The organism is Ruegeria sp. CDSA033, from assembly GCF_059612305.1.
In genome coordinates this window covers 213,303-231,140 of sequence record NZ_JBXWQI010000003.1, presented here as the reverse complement: position 1 = coordinate 231,140, position 17,838 = coordinate 213,303, and the positions used below count along the sequence as shown (strand labels likewise).

The following is a 17,838-nucleotide window of genomic DNA, read 5'->3' as shown; positions in this document are numbered from 1 at the left end:
AACTGGTCCTGCCAACTTAGAAACAAGCTGCCAGTTACAGTTAGGGGGCTTTGATGCCGGACAATCTGTTTTCCTTACCCGACCCGATTTCGATCCCGGTTGAGGGTGAATTGTCGACGTATCCCGTGGGACGCATTTTCTGTGTTGGCCGCAATTATGCGGCCCATGCGGCCGAAATGGGAAATGAGGTCGATCGTGAGGCGCCGTTCTACTTTACAAAATCTGCCCCGAACGCGGTTCTGTCGGGTGCAGCCGTGCCTTATCCGCCGGGAACTGAGAATTTTCACCACGAGATGGAGTTGGCGGTCGCGATCGGCAGACCCGTTTTTCGTGCGACGCGGGCCGAGGCGCTGGACGCGGTTTATGGCTATGGTTGTGCGCTGGACATGACGCGTCGTGACCTGCAAATCCGCGAACGGAATAAACAGCGCCCGTGGGATCTGGGCAAGGATCTGGAAAACGGCACTGTGTTGGCCGCTTTGACCCGCGCGGCAGATTGGTCCCCGGACGACAATAAACGCATTTATCTGAACGTGAACGGAGAAACGCGGCAGGACGCGACGCTGGATGAGCTGATCTGGAAGATAGATGAGGTCATCTGCCATTTGTCCGGATACTATCACCTGCGGCCCGGTGATCTGATCCTGACTGGTACACCGGCTGGGGTTGGCCCGGTGTTGGCGGGCGATGTCCTGGAAGGCGGGATTGACGGGTTACAGCCTATCAGCCTGAATCTGATCTGACAAATGACCCTATTTAGGGTCTTTTAACCAATCACGGGCGAATTCTACGTTGTCCAGCCCGGCAAATCGTCGGACTCGGTCGAGCTCTGACTGCAACCTTTTGGTTCTGGCATCGGACCAGCGCACGGATCGTTCCGGCCATAAGGCGCTGATTTGCAGCGCCCCGCAATCCCGGTTGGCTTTCATGTCAATCCGCCCGATCAATCGGTCGCCCTCAAGCAACGGGAACACATAGTAACCGTAAGTGCGCTTTGGGGCAGGTACAAAAACCTCGATGCGATAGTGAAAGCCGAACAACCGTTCGGCACGGTTACGGTCGCGCAGCATGGGATCAAATGGGCTAAGGACCCGAATGCGGCCTGGGGGACGGGGTGCTGCCTCTGCATCCTCGGAAACGGTTGGTCGGGTGATCACTTTGCGCAGCTTGCCGTCGGCGCAGGTCACCTCGATTTCTTCCAAGTTCCCCTGCATTAGACCCTGTTCATACCAGGACTTTGCCTCGCTTGTTGTGACAGTGTCCCAAAATGCGGCCAGTTCGCCAGACGTCGCGAACCCCAGCCGGTCAAGCGCCGCGTTGCACAACCAATCCACTGTCTCCTCGGCATCACAGGACATATTGCCCGGGCAAAGATGCGTTTCAATCACCCGTTCTGTCAGATCATAGCGCTTTTGAAATCCTTGCCGCCCTATGACCGTCAGTGCGCCCGAGCGCCAAAGAAACTCCAGCGCCGTTTTTGACGGATGCCAGTCCCACCAGCCGCCGGACCCCTTTTTCTCGTCTTTGCCAACATCGGACGAGGATACTGGCCCGTGATCCCGGATATGCTGCAGAACGGTTTCAAATCGCTGCTCGAACCCGTCGCGGCGCCAGTTTTTCCATCGGGACTTCAGCAGATCTGCATCGCGCTGAAACCGCAAATGCCAGTGCGGATAAAACGCCATCGGAATGACAGCGGCGTCATGGGTCCAGTGTTCAAACAGCGCCTTGTCGCTTTCGTACAAGCGTTTGAGATTGCCTGCGCGATAGGATGGGCGCCGCGAAAACAGGATCATGTCATGGGCGCGCGCAACCGTGTTGATGCTGTCCAATTGTACAAAGCCAAGACGATGGATCAGGTCCAGCAATTCCGCGCCTTTTGCGCCGCCCGATGGCGGCTCGGCCAATGCATGACGATCCATGAACAGCGCGCGAGCTGTTCGGTTGTCCAGCCGTTGCAGCGCCACGTGTTCAGCGCCGCTTTAGGGTGTCGCCAAAGCTGATCTTGGGGGTCAGGGTCACACGCGTGTCGACCTCGGCATTGGGATCAGCCAATTGCGCCGCGATGATCTCTGCGGCTGTGCGTCCGATCTCCAACCTGCAGGCGTCCATTGTGGCCAGCTTGCGCGGCAGACCCTGCAAAAGCTCGACGTTATTGAACCCGGCCAGGCCGATCTGCCCCGGAACATCAATACCCTGATCCAGCAGATACAACAGCCCACCCGCACCGATCATGTCGTTGGAGTAATAGAGGAAATCCAGATCGGGCGACCGTTCCAGCATGGTTTGAGTCATCTCACGCCCTTTGGCCAGAGCCGATCCACCAGAGTAGAATTCGCGATCCTCGATCTCGACCCCGTGTTTGCCCAGAACTTCGGTGAAGCCTTCGAACCGTTTGCGCGCCCTGTGATCCAGCGGCATTTTGGTGCCCATGAACCCGATATGCTTATAGCCTGCCTTCAGTATCGCCTGCGCCATTTCGCGCCCGGCACGACGATGGGATATCCCAACCATCGCGTCCACCGGTTTGCCGTCGGTATCCATGATCTCGACCACCGGAATACCAGCTGAATCCAGCATCGCCCGCGCGGCTTCCGTATGTTCCAGGCCGGCAATGATGACCCCGGATGGCCGCCACGAGAGCATCTCATAAAGCACTTTTTCTTCTTTTTCCGGCATATAGTCGGTGACGCCCACAACCGGTTGCAGCTCGGTGTCTTCCAGCACCTGATTGATGCCCGTCAGAACCTCAGGGAAGACCATGTTCGATAGCGAGGGGATGATCACCGCCACCAAATTCACCCGGCTCGAGGCCAATGCGCCCGCGATTTTGTTGGGCACATACCCCAGCTCTTTCGCGGCGGCCAAGACGCGGGTGCGCGTGGCGTCCGAAACATCGCCCCTGTTCCGTAGAACCCGACTGACCGTCATTTCCGACACTCCGGACGCTTCCGAAACATCACGAAGGGTTAGCGGGCGTTTGGTTTCTGTTGTCACTGGGGCACCTGCGATGTTGTTTTGCCTGATGGTAGCGTGAACAGCGCAAGCTTTACAACCGTCGCGCAAAGGCCATGACAAGGTTGAAAAACCCGGCTAAAGAGAGCGTCGCGCGGCCCCGTGGCTCAACTGGATAGAGCAGCCCCCTCCTAAGGGGCAGGTTGCAGGTTCGAATCCTGCCGGGGTCGCCAATTCGTGAAAGTCGTTGCTTTATTGACGCTTTATCGATTGTGGTGTTGCAAATGCGTTGAGTTTTTAACACAATTTTGAACTACCTTGAGGCTGGTTGTGAGCAACGACAGAAATCTAGAGCAACCACGTGGACCCGGTACGGCGTGGCGGTTTCGCATGTCGACGCCCAAAATACTGCGTGGAACTATCGATCCAGAAACCGGAAAACCGTTCGGGTGGAACATCATTAAGAACCTTGGCGGTGTTCGGCACAAAGCGACTGCGCGTAAGCTGCGTGATTTGGAAGTTAGTAAGGTTCGAGCACTAGAATTGCGGGCAACTTGACGCCAAGGAATATCTTGTCTGGGACCGGGACATGCGCGGTTTCGGGTTTCGGGTCTATCCGTCCGGCAAAAAGACCTATCTGGTTCAGTACCGAGCCGGACGCCGGACGCGACGGATCCCCATGGAGATCATGACAACGCCGCCTTCCCCAGTTTTTCGGAAGTGATCGTTTAATACTTGGTTCTTCTGAGTGGAAGACATGTCGGCGGTCAATTTGACATGCAAAGAGATTTTGCTGTCCGTCATGGAAAGCTCCTGTGCTTTTTGAGATTTTGATTGTTGTGATGACGTACAGGCAGGCACAGCTTCGCTTTCTGTGCTCTTTTGGAAGTTGCACGCGACAGTTAACTGCCGCTCTGTACATAGTAAGTGTACCAAAAACTCTTCATATTTTCAAAAAGCATCAAAATAACAATACTTTACAAGATCATCAAAACAGAAAACCCTTACCTTCAACGAAACGGTTTTCTACACGTTTCTACGTCAATCTATGCCGCGTGGTTGCTAGGTGGTTGCTGTAGGCGTGAGAAATTCTCGCCTATTCTTGCTAACCCTTTGAAAAAAGTGGTGAGCCGTGCAGGATTCGAACCTGCGACCCACTGATTAAAAGTCAGTTGCTCTACCAACTGAGCTAACGGCCCACTCTTTTGTTGGATCTTGTCGATCCGTGGCGCTCTTTAAGTCATTTTCCCGACCGGGTTCAAGACCTTATTTGCACCTCGTTTCGCCAAAGTAATCAGTGTTTCCGGCGACCCGATAGGCGGCCTAATTAGGCAGGTGGCGCTGGGGGGTCAACCCCCTTTTTAAAGGAATCTGCGTCGCAGGGTGGATTCCTTTCAGGCGCAGGGTTATATGCGCGCCATGCAAGGATTACAGAACACTGGTTTGCCCTTCATGAAGATGCACGGGCTGGGCAATGACTTTGTCGTTGTGGACGCGCGCGCGTCTGCGACGCGGATTAGCCCGGCACTTGCGCGGGGAATCGGGCATCGTCAATTCGGCGTAGGTTTCGATCAGCTTGCCGTGATCGAAAACGGCAGGTCGGATGCACATCTGGTGTTCTACAATTCAGATGGATCTACCTCGGCAGCATGTGGAAATGCCACCCGTTGCATCGCCCGTTTCCTGATGCAGGAATCGGATAGATCCGACCTGACACTGACGACCGAACGCGGCACTCTTTACGCCAAGGACGCCGGAGACGGCCTGACCTCAGTCAATATGGGGCACCCCCAACTGAACTGGAACGAGGTTCCGTTGTCTGAGGAGGTCGACACGCTGGAACTGCCCATCGAGGGAGCGCCGACGGCCACCGGGATGGGCAATCCGCATTGCACCTTTTTTGTTGATGATGCCGAGGCTATCCCTCTGACCGAGTTCGGTTCGCGTTACGAGCACCATCCACTCTATCCTGAGAGTACGAATGTCCAAGTGGCACAAATCATTGGACCGGACCACATCCGCATGCGCGTGTGGGAGCGTGGCGTGGGCATCACCCTGGCTTCGGGATCATCCTCATGCGCCACAGCCGTTGCTGCTGCGCGTCGCGGCCTGACCGGGCGCAAAGTGCAAATTGAACTGGATGGCGGGACGATCTGGATCGACTGGCGCGACGATGGCGTCTGGATGACCGGACCAACCCGCCACGTCTTCTCGGGCACACTGACACCGGAATTTCTGGAATCACTGGAATGAGCGCGCCGAAGTTCACCACCCTGGGCTGCCGCCTGAACGCCTATGAGACCGAGGCGATGAAAGAGCTGTCTGCGCAGGCCGGGCTCACCGACGCGGTGATCGTGAACACCTGTGCCGTCACGGCGGAAGCCGTGCGCAAAGCCCGGCAAGAGATTCGCAAGCTGCGGCGGGAAAACCCTTACGCGCGGCTGATCGTGACAGGCTGCGCGGCCCAGACCGAGCCTGACACCTTTGTCCAAATGGATGAGGTCGACGCGGTCATTGGCAATACCGAAAAAATGCAGCCCGAGACCTGGAAAGGCATGGCAGCGGACTTTATCGGCCAGACCGAGGCCGTGCAGGTCGACGACATCATGTCCGTTACCGAAACCGCAGGCCACCTGATCGACGGTTTTGGCACCCGCTCACGCGCCTATGTTCAGGTTCAGAACGGCTGTGACCATCGCTGCACTTTCTGCATTATCCCCTATGGCCGTGGGAACTCGCGCAGTGTCCCTGCAGGCGTTGTTGTGGATCAAATCAAGCGGTTGGTGGATCGGGGCTATAACGAAGTCGTACTGACCGGCGTTGACCTGACCTCATGGGGCGCCGACCTGCCTGCGCAACCCAAGCTGGGCGATCTGGTCATGCGGATTCTGAAACTGGTGACCGACCTGCCACGCCTGCGGATCAGTTCGATCGACTCGATCGAAGTGGATGAGAACCTGATGCAGGCCATCGCGACCGAACCGCGCCTGATGCCGCATTTGCACCTGTCCCTGCAACATGGCGACGATCTGATCCTGAAACGGATGAAACGCCGCCATCTGCGCGATGACGCCATCCGGTTCACCGAAGAAGCCCGCAAGCTGCGCACCGAAATGACCTTTGGCGCCGATATCATAGCTGGCTTCCCGTCCGAAACGGATGATCATTTCAAAAACTCGCTGAAACTGGTGACAGATTGCGATCTGACCTGGTTGCACGTTTTTCCCTATTCCAAGCGCGAAGGCACCCCGGCCGCCCGCATTCCGCAGCAGGTGAATGGGAACATCATCAAGGACCGCGCCGCCCGCCTGCGCGCGGCAGGCGAGGCGCAGGTCACACAGCATTTGCAAGCCCAGATCGGCAAAACTCATCACATCCTGATGGAAAACCCGCATATGGGCCGCACCGAACAATTCACCGAGGTCGCTTTTGAGGCACCACAGCCCGAGGGGCAAATCGTGACGGCAACAATCACAAACGCCACTGGCACGCAGCTACAAGCCTGATCCACCCTTCATCTGGCCAAAAATATCCCAGGGGTGAATTGGCCGAAGGCCAAGAGGGGGCTGGCCCCCTACCCGATTGCAACAAAAAAACCCCCGCAGCCGGTGGCGCGGGGGTTCAAACATTGCGGGGCTGTGAAACTCAGCCTCGTTTCTTGCCTTTGACACCTGCCCACAGGCGCTTGTTCACAAGGTACAGCAGCACCGACAACAGTGACAAGAACAGCACGCCAACGAAGCCCGAGTATTTGCGCTCCATCATCTTCGGCTCTGCCGTCCACATCAGGAAGGCAGCGATGTCTTCGGACAAGGCTTCGACAGTGGCCGGGTGGCCATCGGCGAATTCAACCTGATCTTCGGACAGCGGCGGCGCCATCGAGATCCAGCCTCCGGGGAAGGCCTTGTTCTCATACAGGATGGTGCCTGCTTCTTCTTTTTCTTCACCGGTATAGCCGTCCAGAAGCGAGGCGATGTATTCCGCGCCACCCATGCCCTTGAAGAACTGGTTGATCCCCAGACCATAAGGCCCGTGGAACCCGGCGCGGGCCTTGGCCATCAGGCTCAGGTCCGGTGCGCCAACACCGTCATTGACCGGGAAGTGGTCGGTCGGGATTGCCGGACGGAAATCGTCCAGCTCCGGATCGAACACTTCGAAGTTTTCTGCCGAATAGGCAATAACTTCTTCTTCCGAATAGCCCAGCGCTTCGAGATCACGCAGAGGCACATAGCGCAGGCCGTGGCAGGCTGCGCAAACCTCGGTATAGATCTGAAGGCCACGCTGCAGCTGGTTTTGATCCCAGGTGCCAAAGGGGCCTTCAAACGAGAAGTGGAAGTCTTCGATGTGCTGCTCGCCACCACCTGCTGCGAATGACGCAGCAGGGGTAAGGGCCAAAGCAAACGCGGCACCGATTGCAAGTTTCTTGAACATGTTTCCGGTCCCTCTTCTTACTCGGCCGGCGTGGCGTCGGCGTCAGCCTTGCCATAATGCGCGTTGAAGTCTTCTTCGATGGTCTCTGGCTGTGGCAGCGGTTTTTCAATGACACCCAGGATCGGCAGGATCACGAAGAAATAAGCGAACCAGTAGGCCGATGCGATCAGTGAGAAGGTCGCATAGGGCTCTTCTGCGGGCATCGCACCCAGCCACATCAGGGCAAAGAAGTCGATGATCAGCAGGTAGAACCACCATTTGAACATCGGGCGGTATTTGCCCGAACGCACGGTCGACGTGTCCAGCCAGGGCGCCAGCGCCATGGCCAGGATCGCACCAAACATCGCAATCACACCAAAGAACTTGGCGTCGACGATGCCACCGGTGATGAAGCTGGCAAATTGTACAACCCAGACCTCACCGGTGAAGGCGCGCAAGATCGCGTAGAATGGCAGGAAGTACCATTCTGGCACGATGTGTGCAGGCGTTACCAGCGGGTTGGCTTCGATGTAGTTGTCCGGGTGACCCAGATAGTTCGGCATGTAGCCGACGATGGCCCAGAACACGACCAGGATCACGGCCAGTGCGAACAGGTCCTTGATCACGAAGTACGGCCAGAACGGCAGGGTGTCTTTCTCGGCATCGGCTTTCGACGTGCGGCGAACTTCAACACCTGTGGGGTTGTTGTTGCCGGTGGTGTGGAAGGCCCAGATATGCACGATGACCAGAGCCGCAATAACAAACGGCAGCAGATAGTGCAGCGAGAAGAAGCGGTTCAGTGTGGCATTGTCCACCGCGGGTCCGCCCAGCAGCCAGGTCTGGATCGCGTCACCCACAAACGGGATCGCGCCAAACAGGCCGGTGATCACGGTCGCACCCCAGAAGGACATCTGACCCCAAGGCAGAACATAGCCCATGAAGGCAGTACCCATCATCATCAGATAGATAAGCATACCGATGATCCACGTGATCTCACGCGGGGCTTTGTATGAGCCGTAGAACAGGCCACGGAAGATGTGGATGTAGACCGCAACAAAGAACAGCGACGCGCCGTTCATGTGAATGTAGCGCAGCATATAGCCGCCATTCACGTTGCGCATGATGTGCTCGATGCTGGCGAAGGCCAGATCGACATGCGGTGTGTAGTGCATCACCAGAACGATACCGGTGACGATTTGCAACGCCAGGCAGAACGCCAGGACGATGCCCCAGATCCACCACCAGTTCAGGTTCTTGGGGGTGGGGATCATGATGGTGTCGTAAATCAGGCCGACGATGGGCAAGCGGCTGTTCAGCCACTTCTCGCCGTTTGTCTTCGGCTCGTAATGATCGTGGGGAATTCCGGACATAAGTTTGGGTCTCCCTTAGCCGAGTTTGATGGTGCTGGCGTCGGTCCACTCAGCGGGCGGAACGGGCAGGTTTTCAGGTGCGGGACCCTTGCGGATACGTCCGGCCAGATCGTAGTGCGATCCGTGGCAGGGGCAGAACCAGCCGCCAAAGTCGCCAGCATCGCCCAGCGGCACACAGCCAAGGTGCGTACATACGCCCATCTGAACAATCCACGCGCCCGGCGCTTCGCCCTCGGGCGACGGCATCACGCGGTTGGCGTCGGTTGCCGGAGCATCCGCGTTCAGGTTGGAGTTGCGGGCTAGCGGATCAGGCAGTGCATCAACGCCTTCGGCGTCCTGTTCCTGCGCTTCTTGAATTTCGGCACCGGTGCGGTGGCGGACAAACACAGGTTTACCCAGCCATTTCACAGTCAGCTGCGTACCGGGTTCAACGCCGCTCACATCCACGCGGATCGAGGACAGCGCCTGAACGTCTGCCGATGGGTTCATTTGATTGATCAGGGGCCATACGGCTGCACCCGTCGCGACGACACCTGCGCCGCCTGCGACGTAGTAGAGGAAATCTCTGCGGGTGCCTTCGTGGTCTTCTGCGTGGGACACGAGGTTTTCTCCGATTCCGGCGCCCGGGGTCAGCCGGGCAAACATGCATCAGCACCGCATCAAAGCGGCGTCTCATCGCGGCTATCTAGCCGGGAGAAATCGGTTCGTCCAGCGGTCATAGGCGCGCAGTGCGCCGTATCTGGGCTTTCATGTCACAACGAAGGGCTGAATTTTCAAGTTGCCGGCGCATTTATGCGAAGAAATCTGCCAACCGTCCCTGATCAGTTCCAATGTGATTCGCTCGGGGTACGCATGCCTAAGATCTGTCGATCTGTTCCTGTCCCAGACGGTTCATCGGGTGCAGATTTGCGAAATCCTGATCTTGTTTTGCCACTCAGGCCTTATTGTCCAGCAGGTCCGCAACGGCGGGTAAATTGAGTAGAAAATACATATTTTACAATGACCTAGACTTGCTTGTTTTCGATTGCACTTTTGGCGGGAATCGACGATGGCCCTGAAGATATCCGAACCACTTTAGGACGTTCTCTATGTCAAAGCTCTATGCACCCGTACTGACATTCGTGCTGACCCTTTCATCTCAGGCCGCCGCGGCTGGTGATCCGGCGAAAGGCGAAAAACTCTACAATCGCTGCTCTTCTTGCCACGCAATCATCAAAGATGGCCAAGTTCTGGTCAAAGGCGGTATCACCGGCCCGAATCTGTACGGTGTCGTCGGTCGCGTCGCAGGAACCGAGTCAGATTACCTGAACGGAAGCGAACGTTTGCCCATCGGAATGTTCACCGACGACATGATCCGCGCCGGTCAGGAGGGGCTGGTCTGGACGCAAGAGAATATCGCCACCTACTCCAAAGACCCGATCGCATTCATCAAGGAATATCTGGACGATGAGACGGCGCGCCCCAACATGAGCGTCAAACTGAAAAAAGGTGCTGATGACATCGCGGCTTATCTCGCGACCTTCAGCGAGTGATGACGGTCGCTGGTCGTTCTGACATCAGGGCGACCAGCGTTTCAGGCGCGATTTAAGCCGGCGGTTGCGTTGCGACCATACTGGGACGTTCGGCAAACTTCTCGTACCATGCGGCCAGCGCGTCACTTCCCTTGCGCCACCCGCGCGCATCGTGACGGAAATCGACATAGCCCAGCGCGCAGGCCACTGCGACCTGCCCCATATCCAACGGTCCGGACAGATGCGCCATCCACCGCTGGTTCAGCGCGGCGCAGGCGCGTTCTATCTTGTCCCACTGCGCATCGGCCCAATCATCCCATTGCTTGTCTTCGGGCCGCATCCGAGCCTCATAGGTGATCAGCAACGCAGCATCCAGAATACCATCCGCCAGCGCCTCAAGCGTCAGCACGTCCCAATGCCGGGCACCGTCCTGATAAAGACCAGCCTGCGCGCGCGCGTCCAGAAACGCACAGATAACACGGCTGTCGAACAGGGTCGGCCCATCGGGGCGCTCTAACGCGGGCACCTTTGTCAGCGGAGCCTTGGCCAATAGGGGCTCGGCCGGGGACATTGGCGTTGTTGCAACATTCAGCAGCTCGACATCCTGCAACTGGTCTGTTTCATGCAACAAAACCATGACTTTGCGGACATAGGGCGAAGTGGGGCTGAAGTAGAGTTTCATTAGCGATCTCCCTGAATTGCCGGAACTCTACAGCACCCCATGCAAAACAAAACCCGTCAATTGGTGCGCCAACCTCACCCTCTCATCAACTCTTGCAGAGCACCAAGCTCGGACCCGATCCCGTCGTTTGCGACGTGATCTGCCGCGCTCAGGCGGACTGCATCGGGCTTGTTCTGGTTTAGCTTCCAGGTGCCTTGAATGTCGTCAATGCGAAACCGGAACGGCACAATCATACGCATCATCTTATCCAACGCGTCCTGGCTCATCTTGCCGGTGGTCCAAGGGGGCTTGGGCAGCAAGTGCGCCTCATAAAAGGCGGACTGGCGATTTAACAGGTCCAGCAACTCCGCGTGCGGCCGCTGTTCTAACTGACCGATCAGATGCACAGCGACATAATTCCATGTCGGAACCTGATCGGCGATCCCGTACCAATCCGGAGATACATATCCGTCTGGTCCTGTGATGGCGATTCTCGCTGGTTTAGGCTCTTTCAGCATGCGGACGATCGGGTTGGATCTGACAAGATGCAGCTCGGCCAGCGCGCCATCCTCAGACAGCAGAAACGGCACGTGGCTAATCAACGGCGCTTCATCCGTCGACACCGCAAGAACCCCGAACGCGCGGTCACGCGCAAAGGTAACATTGCGCTCTGTCTCTTCTGCGCGGAAGGCTGGATTGGGGTGCATGGCTATCCTCCTGCAAAATCTCTTGCAGAACCGGCCGCACCTTGGCAAGGTCCCGCTGTTCTCAGGGCGGGGTGAAATTCCCCACCGGCGGTATGCGGGCGATGACCCGTAAGCCCGCGAGCGGCCCCGGTGTGCGGGGTGTCAGCAGATCTGGTGAGATGCCAGAGCCGACGGTTATAGTCCGGATGAAAGAGAACGTGCAGCGCGTCGGCCCTGGCTTGCGCCTGCCCGTGATCGCCTTGGGTGACGTGTCTGTTGCGAAAGGAGATCATGATGACACACACCCGCTATGCTTTTGTGAAAGCCAACTGGCATTCCGATATCGTTGACCAGGCTCTCGAAGGGTTTCTGGAGCTTGTCCCCGCCGAACAGGTTGACGTTTTCGACGTCCCCGGCGCATTCGAAATGCCGCTGCTGGCCCGCGATCTGGCCCAAACCGGGCGCTATGCCGCGGTCGCCTGCGCGGCGTTTGTCGTGGATGGCGGCATATACCGGCACGATTTCGTCGCGCAAGCCGTAGTCGATGGGTTGATGCGCGCCAGTATGGACACCGGTGTTCCGGTATTGTCAGTCTCGCTGACGCCGCACCAGTATCAGGAAACCGATCACCACAATGCCATCTACCGCGCGCATTTTGTCGAAAAGGGTCGCGAGGCTGCGCAGGCGGCCCTGAAGATCACCCAAACGCGTGCGTCGTTGACGCGTGCCGCATAGGCACAGCTGGTTGGGGTTCCCCTGCCCCAACCGCAAATCCGCTTGAGGCCAAGGGCCTCGCCCGCTAATCACGACGCGCAAAGGAGCATGCCCCATGTCGATGAACAGTTTTGGCCACCTTTTCCGCGTCACCACCTGGGGTGAAAGCCACGGGCCCGCATTGGGTGCGACCGTCGATGGCTGCCCTCCGGGTGTTACGATCGACGAGGCGATGATTCAGCAATGGCTGGACAAGCGCAAACCGGGTCAGAACAAGTTCACCACCCAGCGGCGCGAACCCGATCAGGTGAAAATCCTGTCCGGTGTATTCGAAGGCCAGACCACGGGCACACCGGTGCAGCTGATGATCGAGAACACGGATCAGCGCTCCAAGGACTACGGCGATATCATGGACAAGTTCCGTCCCGGGCACGCTGATATCACCTACTGGCAGAAGTACGGCATCCGCGACTATCGCGGCGGCGGGCGCAGTTCGGCCCGGGAAACCGCATCGCGTGTGGCAGCGGGCGGACTGGCGCGTGAAGCGATCAAGCAAATCGCGCCCAATGTACAGATTACCGGATACATGACCCAGATCGGCCCGCACAAGATTGACCGGGGCAATTTCGACTGGTCTCAGATCGAACAGAACCCGTTCTGGACCCCGGACGCACAAGCCGCCGAAGACTGGGCCAACTATCTGGACGAATTGCGCAAATCCGGGAACTCGGTTGGTGCGATTGTCGAGGTTGTAGCCCGAGGCATCCCGGCAGGTATCGGTGCGCCGGTTTACGCCAAGTTAGACACTGATTTGGCTTCTGCGATGATGTCGATTAACGCCGTTAAAGGCGTCGAGATCGGCGAAGGCATGGCTGCCGCCGAACTGACGGGCGAGGCCAATGCGGACGAGATTTTCATGGGTCAGAATGGCCCGCAATACAGCTCGAACCACGCGGGCGGCATCTTGGGCGGGATTTCAACCGGGCAGGACATTGTGGTGCGTTTTGCTGTCAAGCCTACCTCATCCATTCTGACCACACGCAAAACCATCACCAAATCGGGTGAAGAGACCGAGATCATCACTAAAGGCCGCCATGACCCCTGCGTTGGCATCCGCGCCGTACCCGTGGGTGAGGCGATGATGGCTTGCGTGATCCTCGACCACCTGCTGCTGCATCGCGGCCAGATCGGAGAGAACCGTGGACGGATCGGCTGATCTGCGCACGCGCCTGCGCGCCGTTGTTGCGCAGCGTATGGAAACCGACCCGGCGCATGATCTGGCCCATCTGGACCGGGTCTGGGTAAACGCGCAGGCCATTGCCAACGACCAGACTGACATGCCGGTGCTGCTGGCCGCCGCTTATCTGCATGATCTGGTAAATTTGTCCAAGGACGACCCAGACCGCCATTTGGCATCGCGCCGATCGGCCGAAGAATCAGAGTCTATTTTGGTGAACTTGGGCTATTCTGCAGGTCAGATCCACGCAATCAAACATGCTATCGAGGCACATAGTTTTTCGGCCAACATCACGCCGGAAACGCCCGAAGCCTGCATCCTGCGTGATGCTGACAGGCTGGACGCGCTGGGGGCTATTGGAGTCGCCCGGAATTTCTCAGTCTCCGGCGCTTTGGGACGGTCGCTTTATGATCCGGCAGATCCCTTTGCCGCCAACCGCCCGCTGGAAGACCTGCATTTTTCAATCGACCACTGGAAGGTCAAACTACTGGGCCTTCCCGGCGATATGCTGACCGAGGGTGGCAAAGAGATCGCGCAGCGCAGAATCACACGCATGATCCGCTTTCTGGAAGAGTTCGCGCAAGAGATCGGCAGCCCTCTGCCAACCGATTGGACGAATCTGTAAACGACGCGTTGATCTTTCCCCGCTAAAAGCGCAGGTTCGCGCCGATGGCAAAACCCTTAACATCGCATCGACCTTTGCTGGCCGTCGCTCTGAAAACGAGCGCGGTGTTTTTGTTCACGGTCATGGCGGCGATTATCAAAGCGCAGTCCGATCACTTCCCGCCGGGCGAGATGGTGTTTTTCCGATCCCTCTTTGCCATTCCGGTGATTGTCATCTGGCTGATGGCGCGCGGAGAATTGGCGCAAGGGTTCAAAGTCCGTAAACCTTCGGGCCATTTTTGGCGCGGCGTGCTGGGCACCACGGCGATGGGGCTGACCTTCACCGGTCTTGGCTTGATCCCGCTGCCTGAAGCGACAGCGATTGGCTATGCCACCCCGATTTTCACCCTGATCCTTGCCGCTGTGATGCTAGGTGAACGCATCCGAAAGATCAGGATCGCCGCCGTGTCCATCGGGCTTTTGGGTGTCCTGATCATGATCTGGCCCAGACTGGGTGGCAACAACATGGAAGCTGCTGCCACCTTCGGCGCATTGTGCATTCTGGGCGCAACCGTTGCCCGGGCTTTTGTGCAGATACACATCCGGCAGCTGGTGCAGGTCGACCATCCTGCGGCCATTGTCTTCTATTTCTCGATGACAGCGACCATCCTGTCCGGGCTGACCATCTTTTGGGGATGGGTCATGCCGACATGGGAACAGGCAGGCTTTTTGATTCTGGCTGGTCTGATCGGAGGTGTTGCGCAGATTCTGGTGACCTCATCCTATCGATTTGGGCAGGCTTCGATGCTGGCGCCCTACGATTACACCTCGATGCTGTTTGCCATCGTCATTGGCTATGTCTGGTTCAGTGAACTGCCAACGCTGGTCATGCTGGCCGGAGCCGCACTGGTGATTGTCGGTAACGTCGTGGTGATCTGGCGCGAACATCAACTGGGCTTAGAGCGTGGCAAGGCTCGTGCCGTCACCGATCCCAAAGCCTGACCTTTACCTTTGCAGAACTTCCCCTAGGGTGTGCCCAACACAAGATGAGGGTTTCCCATGAGCGACGCACAGGATCACAAGGAAAAGATGCAAAAGGTGCAGGCCCAGCACCGCAAGAAAGTGTCCGAGGCAGTTGATCCGGACCGCGGGCTGGTGCTGATCAACACTGGCAAGGGTAAGGGTAAGTCCTCGGCCGCGTTCGGGGTCGTGATCCGTGCGCTGGGTTGGGGTCAAAAGGTCGGCGTTGTTCAATTCATCAAAGGCAAGTGGAAAACCGGCGAACGTCGCTTTTTCGAAGAACGCGATCTGGTGACCTGGCACACGATGGGTGAAGGCTTCACCTGGGATACTCAGGACCGCGAACGCGACATTGCCGCCGCAAACGCCGCCTTTGACAAGGCACGCGCCCTGATGTCCAGCGGTGACTACGATCTGGTCGTACTGGACGAGATCAACATCGCGCTTCGGTACGAATACCTGTCGGTTGAACAGGTGATCGATGGGCTGAAAGAACGGTCTGACAAGACCAGCGTGTTTCTAACGGGTCGGGACGCACCGCAGGCGTTGCGGGACTATGCCGATCTGGTCACCGAGATGACCGAGGAAAAGCATCCGTTTCAAGCCGGAATCAAAGCCCAGCGCGGCGTGGATTTCTGAGGATCAGAATCTAAACAGCCCCTCTCAGGGGCTGCTACGCTGGCGGGTTTTCGTTGAGAAACCTGACCGATCCGCGTCGGCAGGCGGCGCTGTCTGGCAGCGGTTCTCCAGCCTTGTCGCCCTGGGCTGCCTTGGGCTTGTCGACATAGGCGCAGTAATCGTCGTCACAGCAACATCCGCAAGCGGTGGCCGCTTCGTGCCGTGCCATGATTTCATCAAGTGGGTCACCCATCGTCATTTCCTGTTGCGCGTGTCGTTTCCGAGGCGGTGGCGCGCTCTCACCAGGCTATACGCTAAGCCCGCAGACCGCCTCGAAACCCCGTGCTGGATGCTAACACATCTGGCCTTGATCTTTATCTGATTATTTTTGTCGGAATTTGCAAGATCAAAAAAACACTTCCTGGATAACCCCGCAGTTGATCGGCGGTGAACGAAATTTTTTCAGGCGTTTTGAGAAAACCAATTTCCTGAAATCTCCCTTTTTAGGGCCATATGTGCTGGGACACGGCGCAATACACAGACTAGAAAGCCGCCTGTCAGTGAGACAAGCGGCTCTGGGATTTTGGAAATTCATGTTGTTGCGGTGAGCCCAATCTGCGTCAGGTTCAAGCAGTAACACCCTGCTCTGGCGCGCTAAGCGAGATGACGGCGACCACCGCTGCCCCGTTCAGCCAGTAAAAGACCGCATCCATTCCCGAAAACCCAAACAGGCTGGGCGCGGCCAGGAAAACGACGCCGACCAGAAGATCGACCGCCAAGTGAAAGTTGTAGGGAAGAACGCGCCAGATCCCCAAATGGTGATCCGTCAACACCGTCAGGACAAACGCCGCGACGCCAGTGACCACCGACAGCCACAACGCCATCGGGTTGGATTGCCCCAGTCCAAGCAAAAAGGGCAGCCCCATCAGCGCAAAGGCAACAGGGTAATCCAGATAGGCGTGAATATTGCGGGTGACAAAGCGGAGAGACATGAGAGTTCCTTTCCTGATATGAGACAACCTCAAGCTAGGAAAGTAAGTCGGAACGTTTAATTCTGGATCGTTCGTGAAACGTTGCAGATCGTCCAGAGTTTCAATTCGATCAGTGCATTGATCGATAGGCGGCTGGCGATACGCCAACCTGCTTTTTGAACACCCGTGAAAAGGCGGCTTCCGAAGCATAGCCGACCTCGGCCGCTGCATCGGCCACGTTCCAGCGGGCCTCAGTCAATCCGTGACACGCAATCTGCATCCGCCAATCGGTTAGATACTGCATGGGCGTTGTCCCCATCTTGTCTGCGAATAGCTGTGCGAACGCAGTGCGAGACATTCCGGCCTCACGTGCCAGAGACTCGACGCTCCACTCTTGCGCGGGCGAATGATGAAACGCAGTCAATGCACGCGAAATGCGGGAATCGGCAAACCCGGCAAGCGCGGTTTCGCTGGGGCTTTGATGTTCAAGATGGGCGCGGATGGCCTGCGCGAACAGGACCTCGGACAGTTTCAAAGCTATGAGGTCACCACCGATCCGCGCGCCGTTGATCTCGGACCCGATCATGCGCAGGGTGGCTTCGATCCAGGCCCCGGCTTCCTCGCCATAGTTTTCGATCAGGATGTATGGGGGAAGCCGATCAATCAGCATATGCCCTGTTCCCTGTCGCCCCGGCGGTCCGGTGAAAGAGAAATGACCGCAGATTAACTGCGTATCGCGGCTTTTGTCTTCGCCGCCATAAATCAGAACCCCGTCGCCCTTGTACCCGGCCTCTTCCAAAACCTGTTCAAGCGGCAGGGCATCCAGCGGTTGAACCTCATTGCACAATAACGCATGGGCGGATCCGTGCGGGATCACGATCAGGTCCCCTTGCTTCAATCGCAAGGTTTGTCCTGTGTTAGAGACGAATAATTTCAGCTCTCCGCGCTGTACAAAGTGAAATCTGGCCACATTTTGATAGGCCGGCACCTGTATACCAAAGGGCGGCGTGAAAGAGGTTCGAAAGTAAAACGTGCCCTTCAAGGACAGGCGGGTGAGAATATCGCTAAGCAGATCCAACATT

21 protein-coding genes, 2 tRNA genes and 1 riboswitch are annotated in these 17,838 nt (G+C 57.4%); of the genes, 11 read left to right on the top strand and 12 right to left on the bottom strand.

Annotated elements, in window-relative coordinates; translation table 11 throughout:
• The first annotated feature begins 53 nt into the window (after positions 1 to 53).
• Positions 54 to 743 carry a fumarylacetoacetate hydrolase family protein gene (locus AC2FLA_RS06230; RefSeq protein WP_496721293.1) on the top strand — a complete coding sequence of 230 codons (690 nt, stop codon included), beginning with the start codon at positions 54 to 56 and terminating at the stop codon, positions 741 to 743.
• Between the two features lie 9 nt (positions 744 to 752).
• Here the strand turns inward: AC2FLA_RS06230 and AC2FLA_RS06225 are convergent, their stop codons facing one another.
• Together AC2FLA_RS06225 and AC2FLA_RS06220 are read right to left on the bottom strand one after the other, a co-directional pair.
• Positions 753 to 1,967 (bottom strand): winged helix-turn-helix domain-containing protein, encoded by a 1,215-nt coding sequence (locus AC2FLA_RS06225; RefSeq protein ID WP_496721292.1) that lies wholly within the window; start codon positions 1,965 to 1,967, stop codon positions 753 to 755.
• Positions 1,968 to 1,971: 4 nt separating this feature from the next.
• Positions 1,972 to 2,997 carry a LacI family DNA-binding transcriptional regulator gene (locus tag AC2FLA_RS06220; protein ID WP_496721291.1) on the bottom strand — a complete coding sequence of 342 codons (1,026 nt, stop codon included), beginning with the start codon at positions 2,995 to 2,997 and terminating at the stop codon, positions 1,972 to 1,974.
• 114 nt (positions 2,998 to 3,111) lie between these two features.
• Here AC2FLA_RS06220 and AC2FLA_RS06215 point away from each other — a divergent pair.
• Both AC2FLA_RS06215 and AC2FLA_RS06210 read left to right on the top strand, forming a co-directional pair.
• A tRNA-Arg gene (locus tag AC2FLA_RS06215) sits at positions 3,112 to 3,188 on the top strand.
• 157 nt (positions 3,189 to 3,345) lie between these two features.
• Positions 3,346 to 3,513 (top strand): hypothetical protein, encoded by a 168-nt coding sequence (locus tag AC2FLA_RS06210; RefSeq protein WP_496721290.1) that lies wholly within the window; start codon positions 3,346 to 3,348, stop codon positions 3,511 to 3,513.
• A gap of 84 nt (positions 3,514 to 3,597) precedes the next feature.
• Here the strand turns inward: AC2FLA_RS06210 and AC2FLA_RS06205 are convergent, their stop codons facing one another.
• Both AC2FLA_RS06205 and AC2FLA_RS06200 read right to left on the bottom strand, forming a co-directional pair.
• Positions 3,598 to 3,759, bottom strand: coding sequence for a hypothetical protein (locus AC2FLA_RS06205; RefSeq protein ID WP_496721289.1), 162 nt, complete (start codon positions 3,757 to 3,759; stop codon positions 3,598 to 3,600).
• A 319-nt stretch (positions 3,760 to 4,078) separates the two neighbouring features.
• Positions 4,079 to 4,154: transfer RNA gene (locus tag AC2FLA_RS06200), tRNA-Lys, on the bottom strand.
• 211 nt (positions 4,155 to 4,365) lie between these two features.
• Between AC2FLA_RS06200 and dapF the strand changes: the two genes are divergently transcribed.
• Positions 4,366 to 5,208, top strand: a complete 843-nt coding sequence (dapF, locus tag AC2FLA_RS06195) for a diaminopimelate epimerase (protein WP_496721384.1) — start codon at positions 4,366 to 4,368, stop codon at positions 5,206 to 5,208.
• Positions 5,205 to 6,461: a tRNA (N(6)-L-threonylcarbamoyladenosine(37)-C(2))-methylthiotransferase MtaB gene (mtaB, locus tag AC2FLA_RS06190; RefSeq protein WP_496721288.1), complete on the top strand. Its 1,257-nt coding sequence runs from the start codon at positions 5,205 to 5,207 to the stop codon at positions 6,459 to 6,461. The genes dapF and mtaB overlap by 4 nt, the downstream gene beginning before the upstream one ends.
• A gap of 139 nt (positions 6,462 to 6,600) precedes the next feature.
• Here mtaB and AC2FLA_RS06185 read toward each other — a convergent pair whose 3' ends face one another.
• Genes AC2FLA_RS06185 through petA form a run of 3 tightly spaced genes read right to left on the bottom strand, consistent with a single transcriptional unit; the run spans position 6,601 to position 9,335 of the window.
• Entirely contained in the window at positions 6,601 to 7,386 is a 786-nt protein-coding gene (locus AC2FLA_RS06185) for a cytochrome c1 (RefSeq protein ID WP_472722602.1), read from the bottom strand.
• Positions 7,387 to 7,403: 17 nt separating this feature from the next.
• On the bottom strand, positions 7,404 to 8,735 hold the full coding sequence (gene petB, locus AC2FLA_RS06180) for a cytochrome b (protein ID WP_108860628.1): 1,332 nt from the start codon (positions 8,733 to 8,735) through the stop codon (positions 7,404 to 7,406).
• A gap of 15 nt (positions 8,736 to 8,750) precedes the next feature.
• Entirely contained in the window at positions 8,751 to 9,335 is a 585-nt protein-coding gene (gene petA / locus AC2FLA_RS06175; protein WP_058272711.1) for a ubiquinol-cytochrome c reductase iron-sulfur subunit, read from the bottom strand.
• 488 nt (positions 9,336 to 9,823) lie between these two features.
• On the opposite strand from petA, the gene AC2FLA_RS06170 reads away from it, so the two are divergent.
• Positions 9,824 to 10,267, top strand: coding sequence for a c-type cytochrome (locus tag AC2FLA_RS06170; protein ID WP_496721287.1), 444 nt, complete (start codon positions 9,824 to 9,826; stop codon positions 10,265 to 10,267).
• 52 nt (positions 10,268 to 10,319) lie between these two features.
• Here the strand turns inward: AC2FLA_RS06170 and AC2FLA_RS06165 are convergent, their stop codons facing one another.
• Together AC2FLA_RS06165 and AC2FLA_RS06160 are read right to left on the bottom strand one after the other, a co-directional pair.
• Positions 10,320 to 10,928 carry a glutathione S-transferase gene (locus AC2FLA_RS06165; protein ID WP_496721286.1) on the bottom strand — a complete coding sequence of 203 codons (609 nt, stop codon included), beginning with the start codon at positions 10,926 to 10,928 and terminating at the stop codon, positions 10,320 to 10,322.
• Between the two features lie 74 nt (positions 10,929 to 11,002).
• Positions 11,003 to 11,614, bottom strand: a complete 612-nt coding sequence (locus AC2FLA_RS06160) for an FMN-binding negative transcriptional regulator (RefSeq protein WP_496721285.1) — start codon at positions 11,612 to 11,614, stop codon at positions 11,003 to 11,005.
• A 53-nt stretch (positions 11,615 to 11,667) separates the two neighbouring features.
• Positions 11,668 to 11,815, top strand: a riboswitch (FMN riboswitch).
• Positions 11,816 to 11,887: 72 nt separating this feature from the next.
• On the opposite strand from AC2FLA_RS06160, the gene AC2FLA_RS06155 reads away from it, so the two are divergent.
• The 5 genes from AC2FLA_RS06155 to cobO all read left to right on the top strand — a co-directional run bounded on the left by AC2FLA_RS06155 (position 11,888) and on the right by cobO (position 15,806).
• A complete protein-coding gene (locus tag AC2FLA_RS06155) occupies positions 11,888 to 12,328 on the top strand; it encodes a 6,7-dimethyl-8-ribityllumazine synthase (RefSeq protein ID WP_058272775.1) in 441 nt (146 codons plus the stop codon).
• 94 nt (positions 12,329 to 12,422) lie between these two features.
• The gene (gene aroC / locus AC2FLA_RS06150; RefSeq protein WP_496721284.1) at positions 12,423 to 13,523 is read left to right on the top strand and encodes a chorismate synthase; all 1,101 of its coding nucleotides are present in this window, start codon (positions 12,423 to 12,425) and stop codon (positions 13,521 to 13,523) included.
• Positions 13,507 to 14,169, top strand: a complete 663-nt coding sequence (locus AC2FLA_RS06145; protein WP_496721283.1) for an HD domain-containing protein — start codon at positions 13,507 to 13,509, stop codon at positions 14,167 to 14,169. Before aroC ends, AC2FLA_RS06145 begins: the two co-directional genes overlap by 17 nt.
• 44 nt (positions 14,170 to 14,213) lie before the next feature.
• A complete protein-coding gene (locus tag AC2FLA_RS06140; RefSeq protein ID WP_496721282.1) occupies positions 14,214 to 15,149 on the top strand; it encodes a DMT family transporter in 936 nt (311 codons plus the stop codon).
• Positions 15,150 to 15,206: 57 nt separating this feature from the next.
• Complete coding sequence (gene cobO, locus AC2FLA_RS06135; RefSeq protein WP_496721281.1) at positions 15,207 to 15,806, top strand: cob(I)yrinic acid a,c-diamide adenosyltransferase; 600 nt, start codon at positions 15,207 to 15,209, stop codon at positions 15,804 to 15,806.
• Between the two features lie 34 nt (positions 15,807 to 15,840).
• On the opposite strand, the gene AC2FLA_RS06130 is transcribed toward cobO, so the two are convergent.
• The 3 genes from AC2FLA_RS06130 to AC2FLA_RS06120 form a co-directional block, all read right to left on the bottom strand.
• Positions 15,841 to 16,038 (bottom strand): hypothetical protein, encoded by a 198-nt coding sequence (locus tag AC2FLA_RS06130; protein WP_496721280.1) that lies wholly within the window; start codon positions 16,036 to 16,038, stop codon positions 15,841 to 15,843.
• 373 nt (positions 16,039 to 16,411) lie between these two features.
• Positions 16,412 to 16,777, bottom strand: a complete 366-nt coding sequence (locus tag AC2FLA_RS06125) for an SPW repeat domain-containing protein (RefSeq protein WP_496721279.1) — start codon at positions 16,775 to 16,777, stop codon at positions 16,412 to 16,414.
• 109 nt (positions 16,778 to 16,886) lie between these two features.
• Entirely contained in the window at positions 16,887 to 17,837 is a 951-nt protein-coding gene (locus AC2FLA_RS06120) for an AraC family transcriptional regulator (protein ID WP_496721383.1), read from the bottom strand.
• Position 17,838 lies beyond the last annotated feature (1 nt).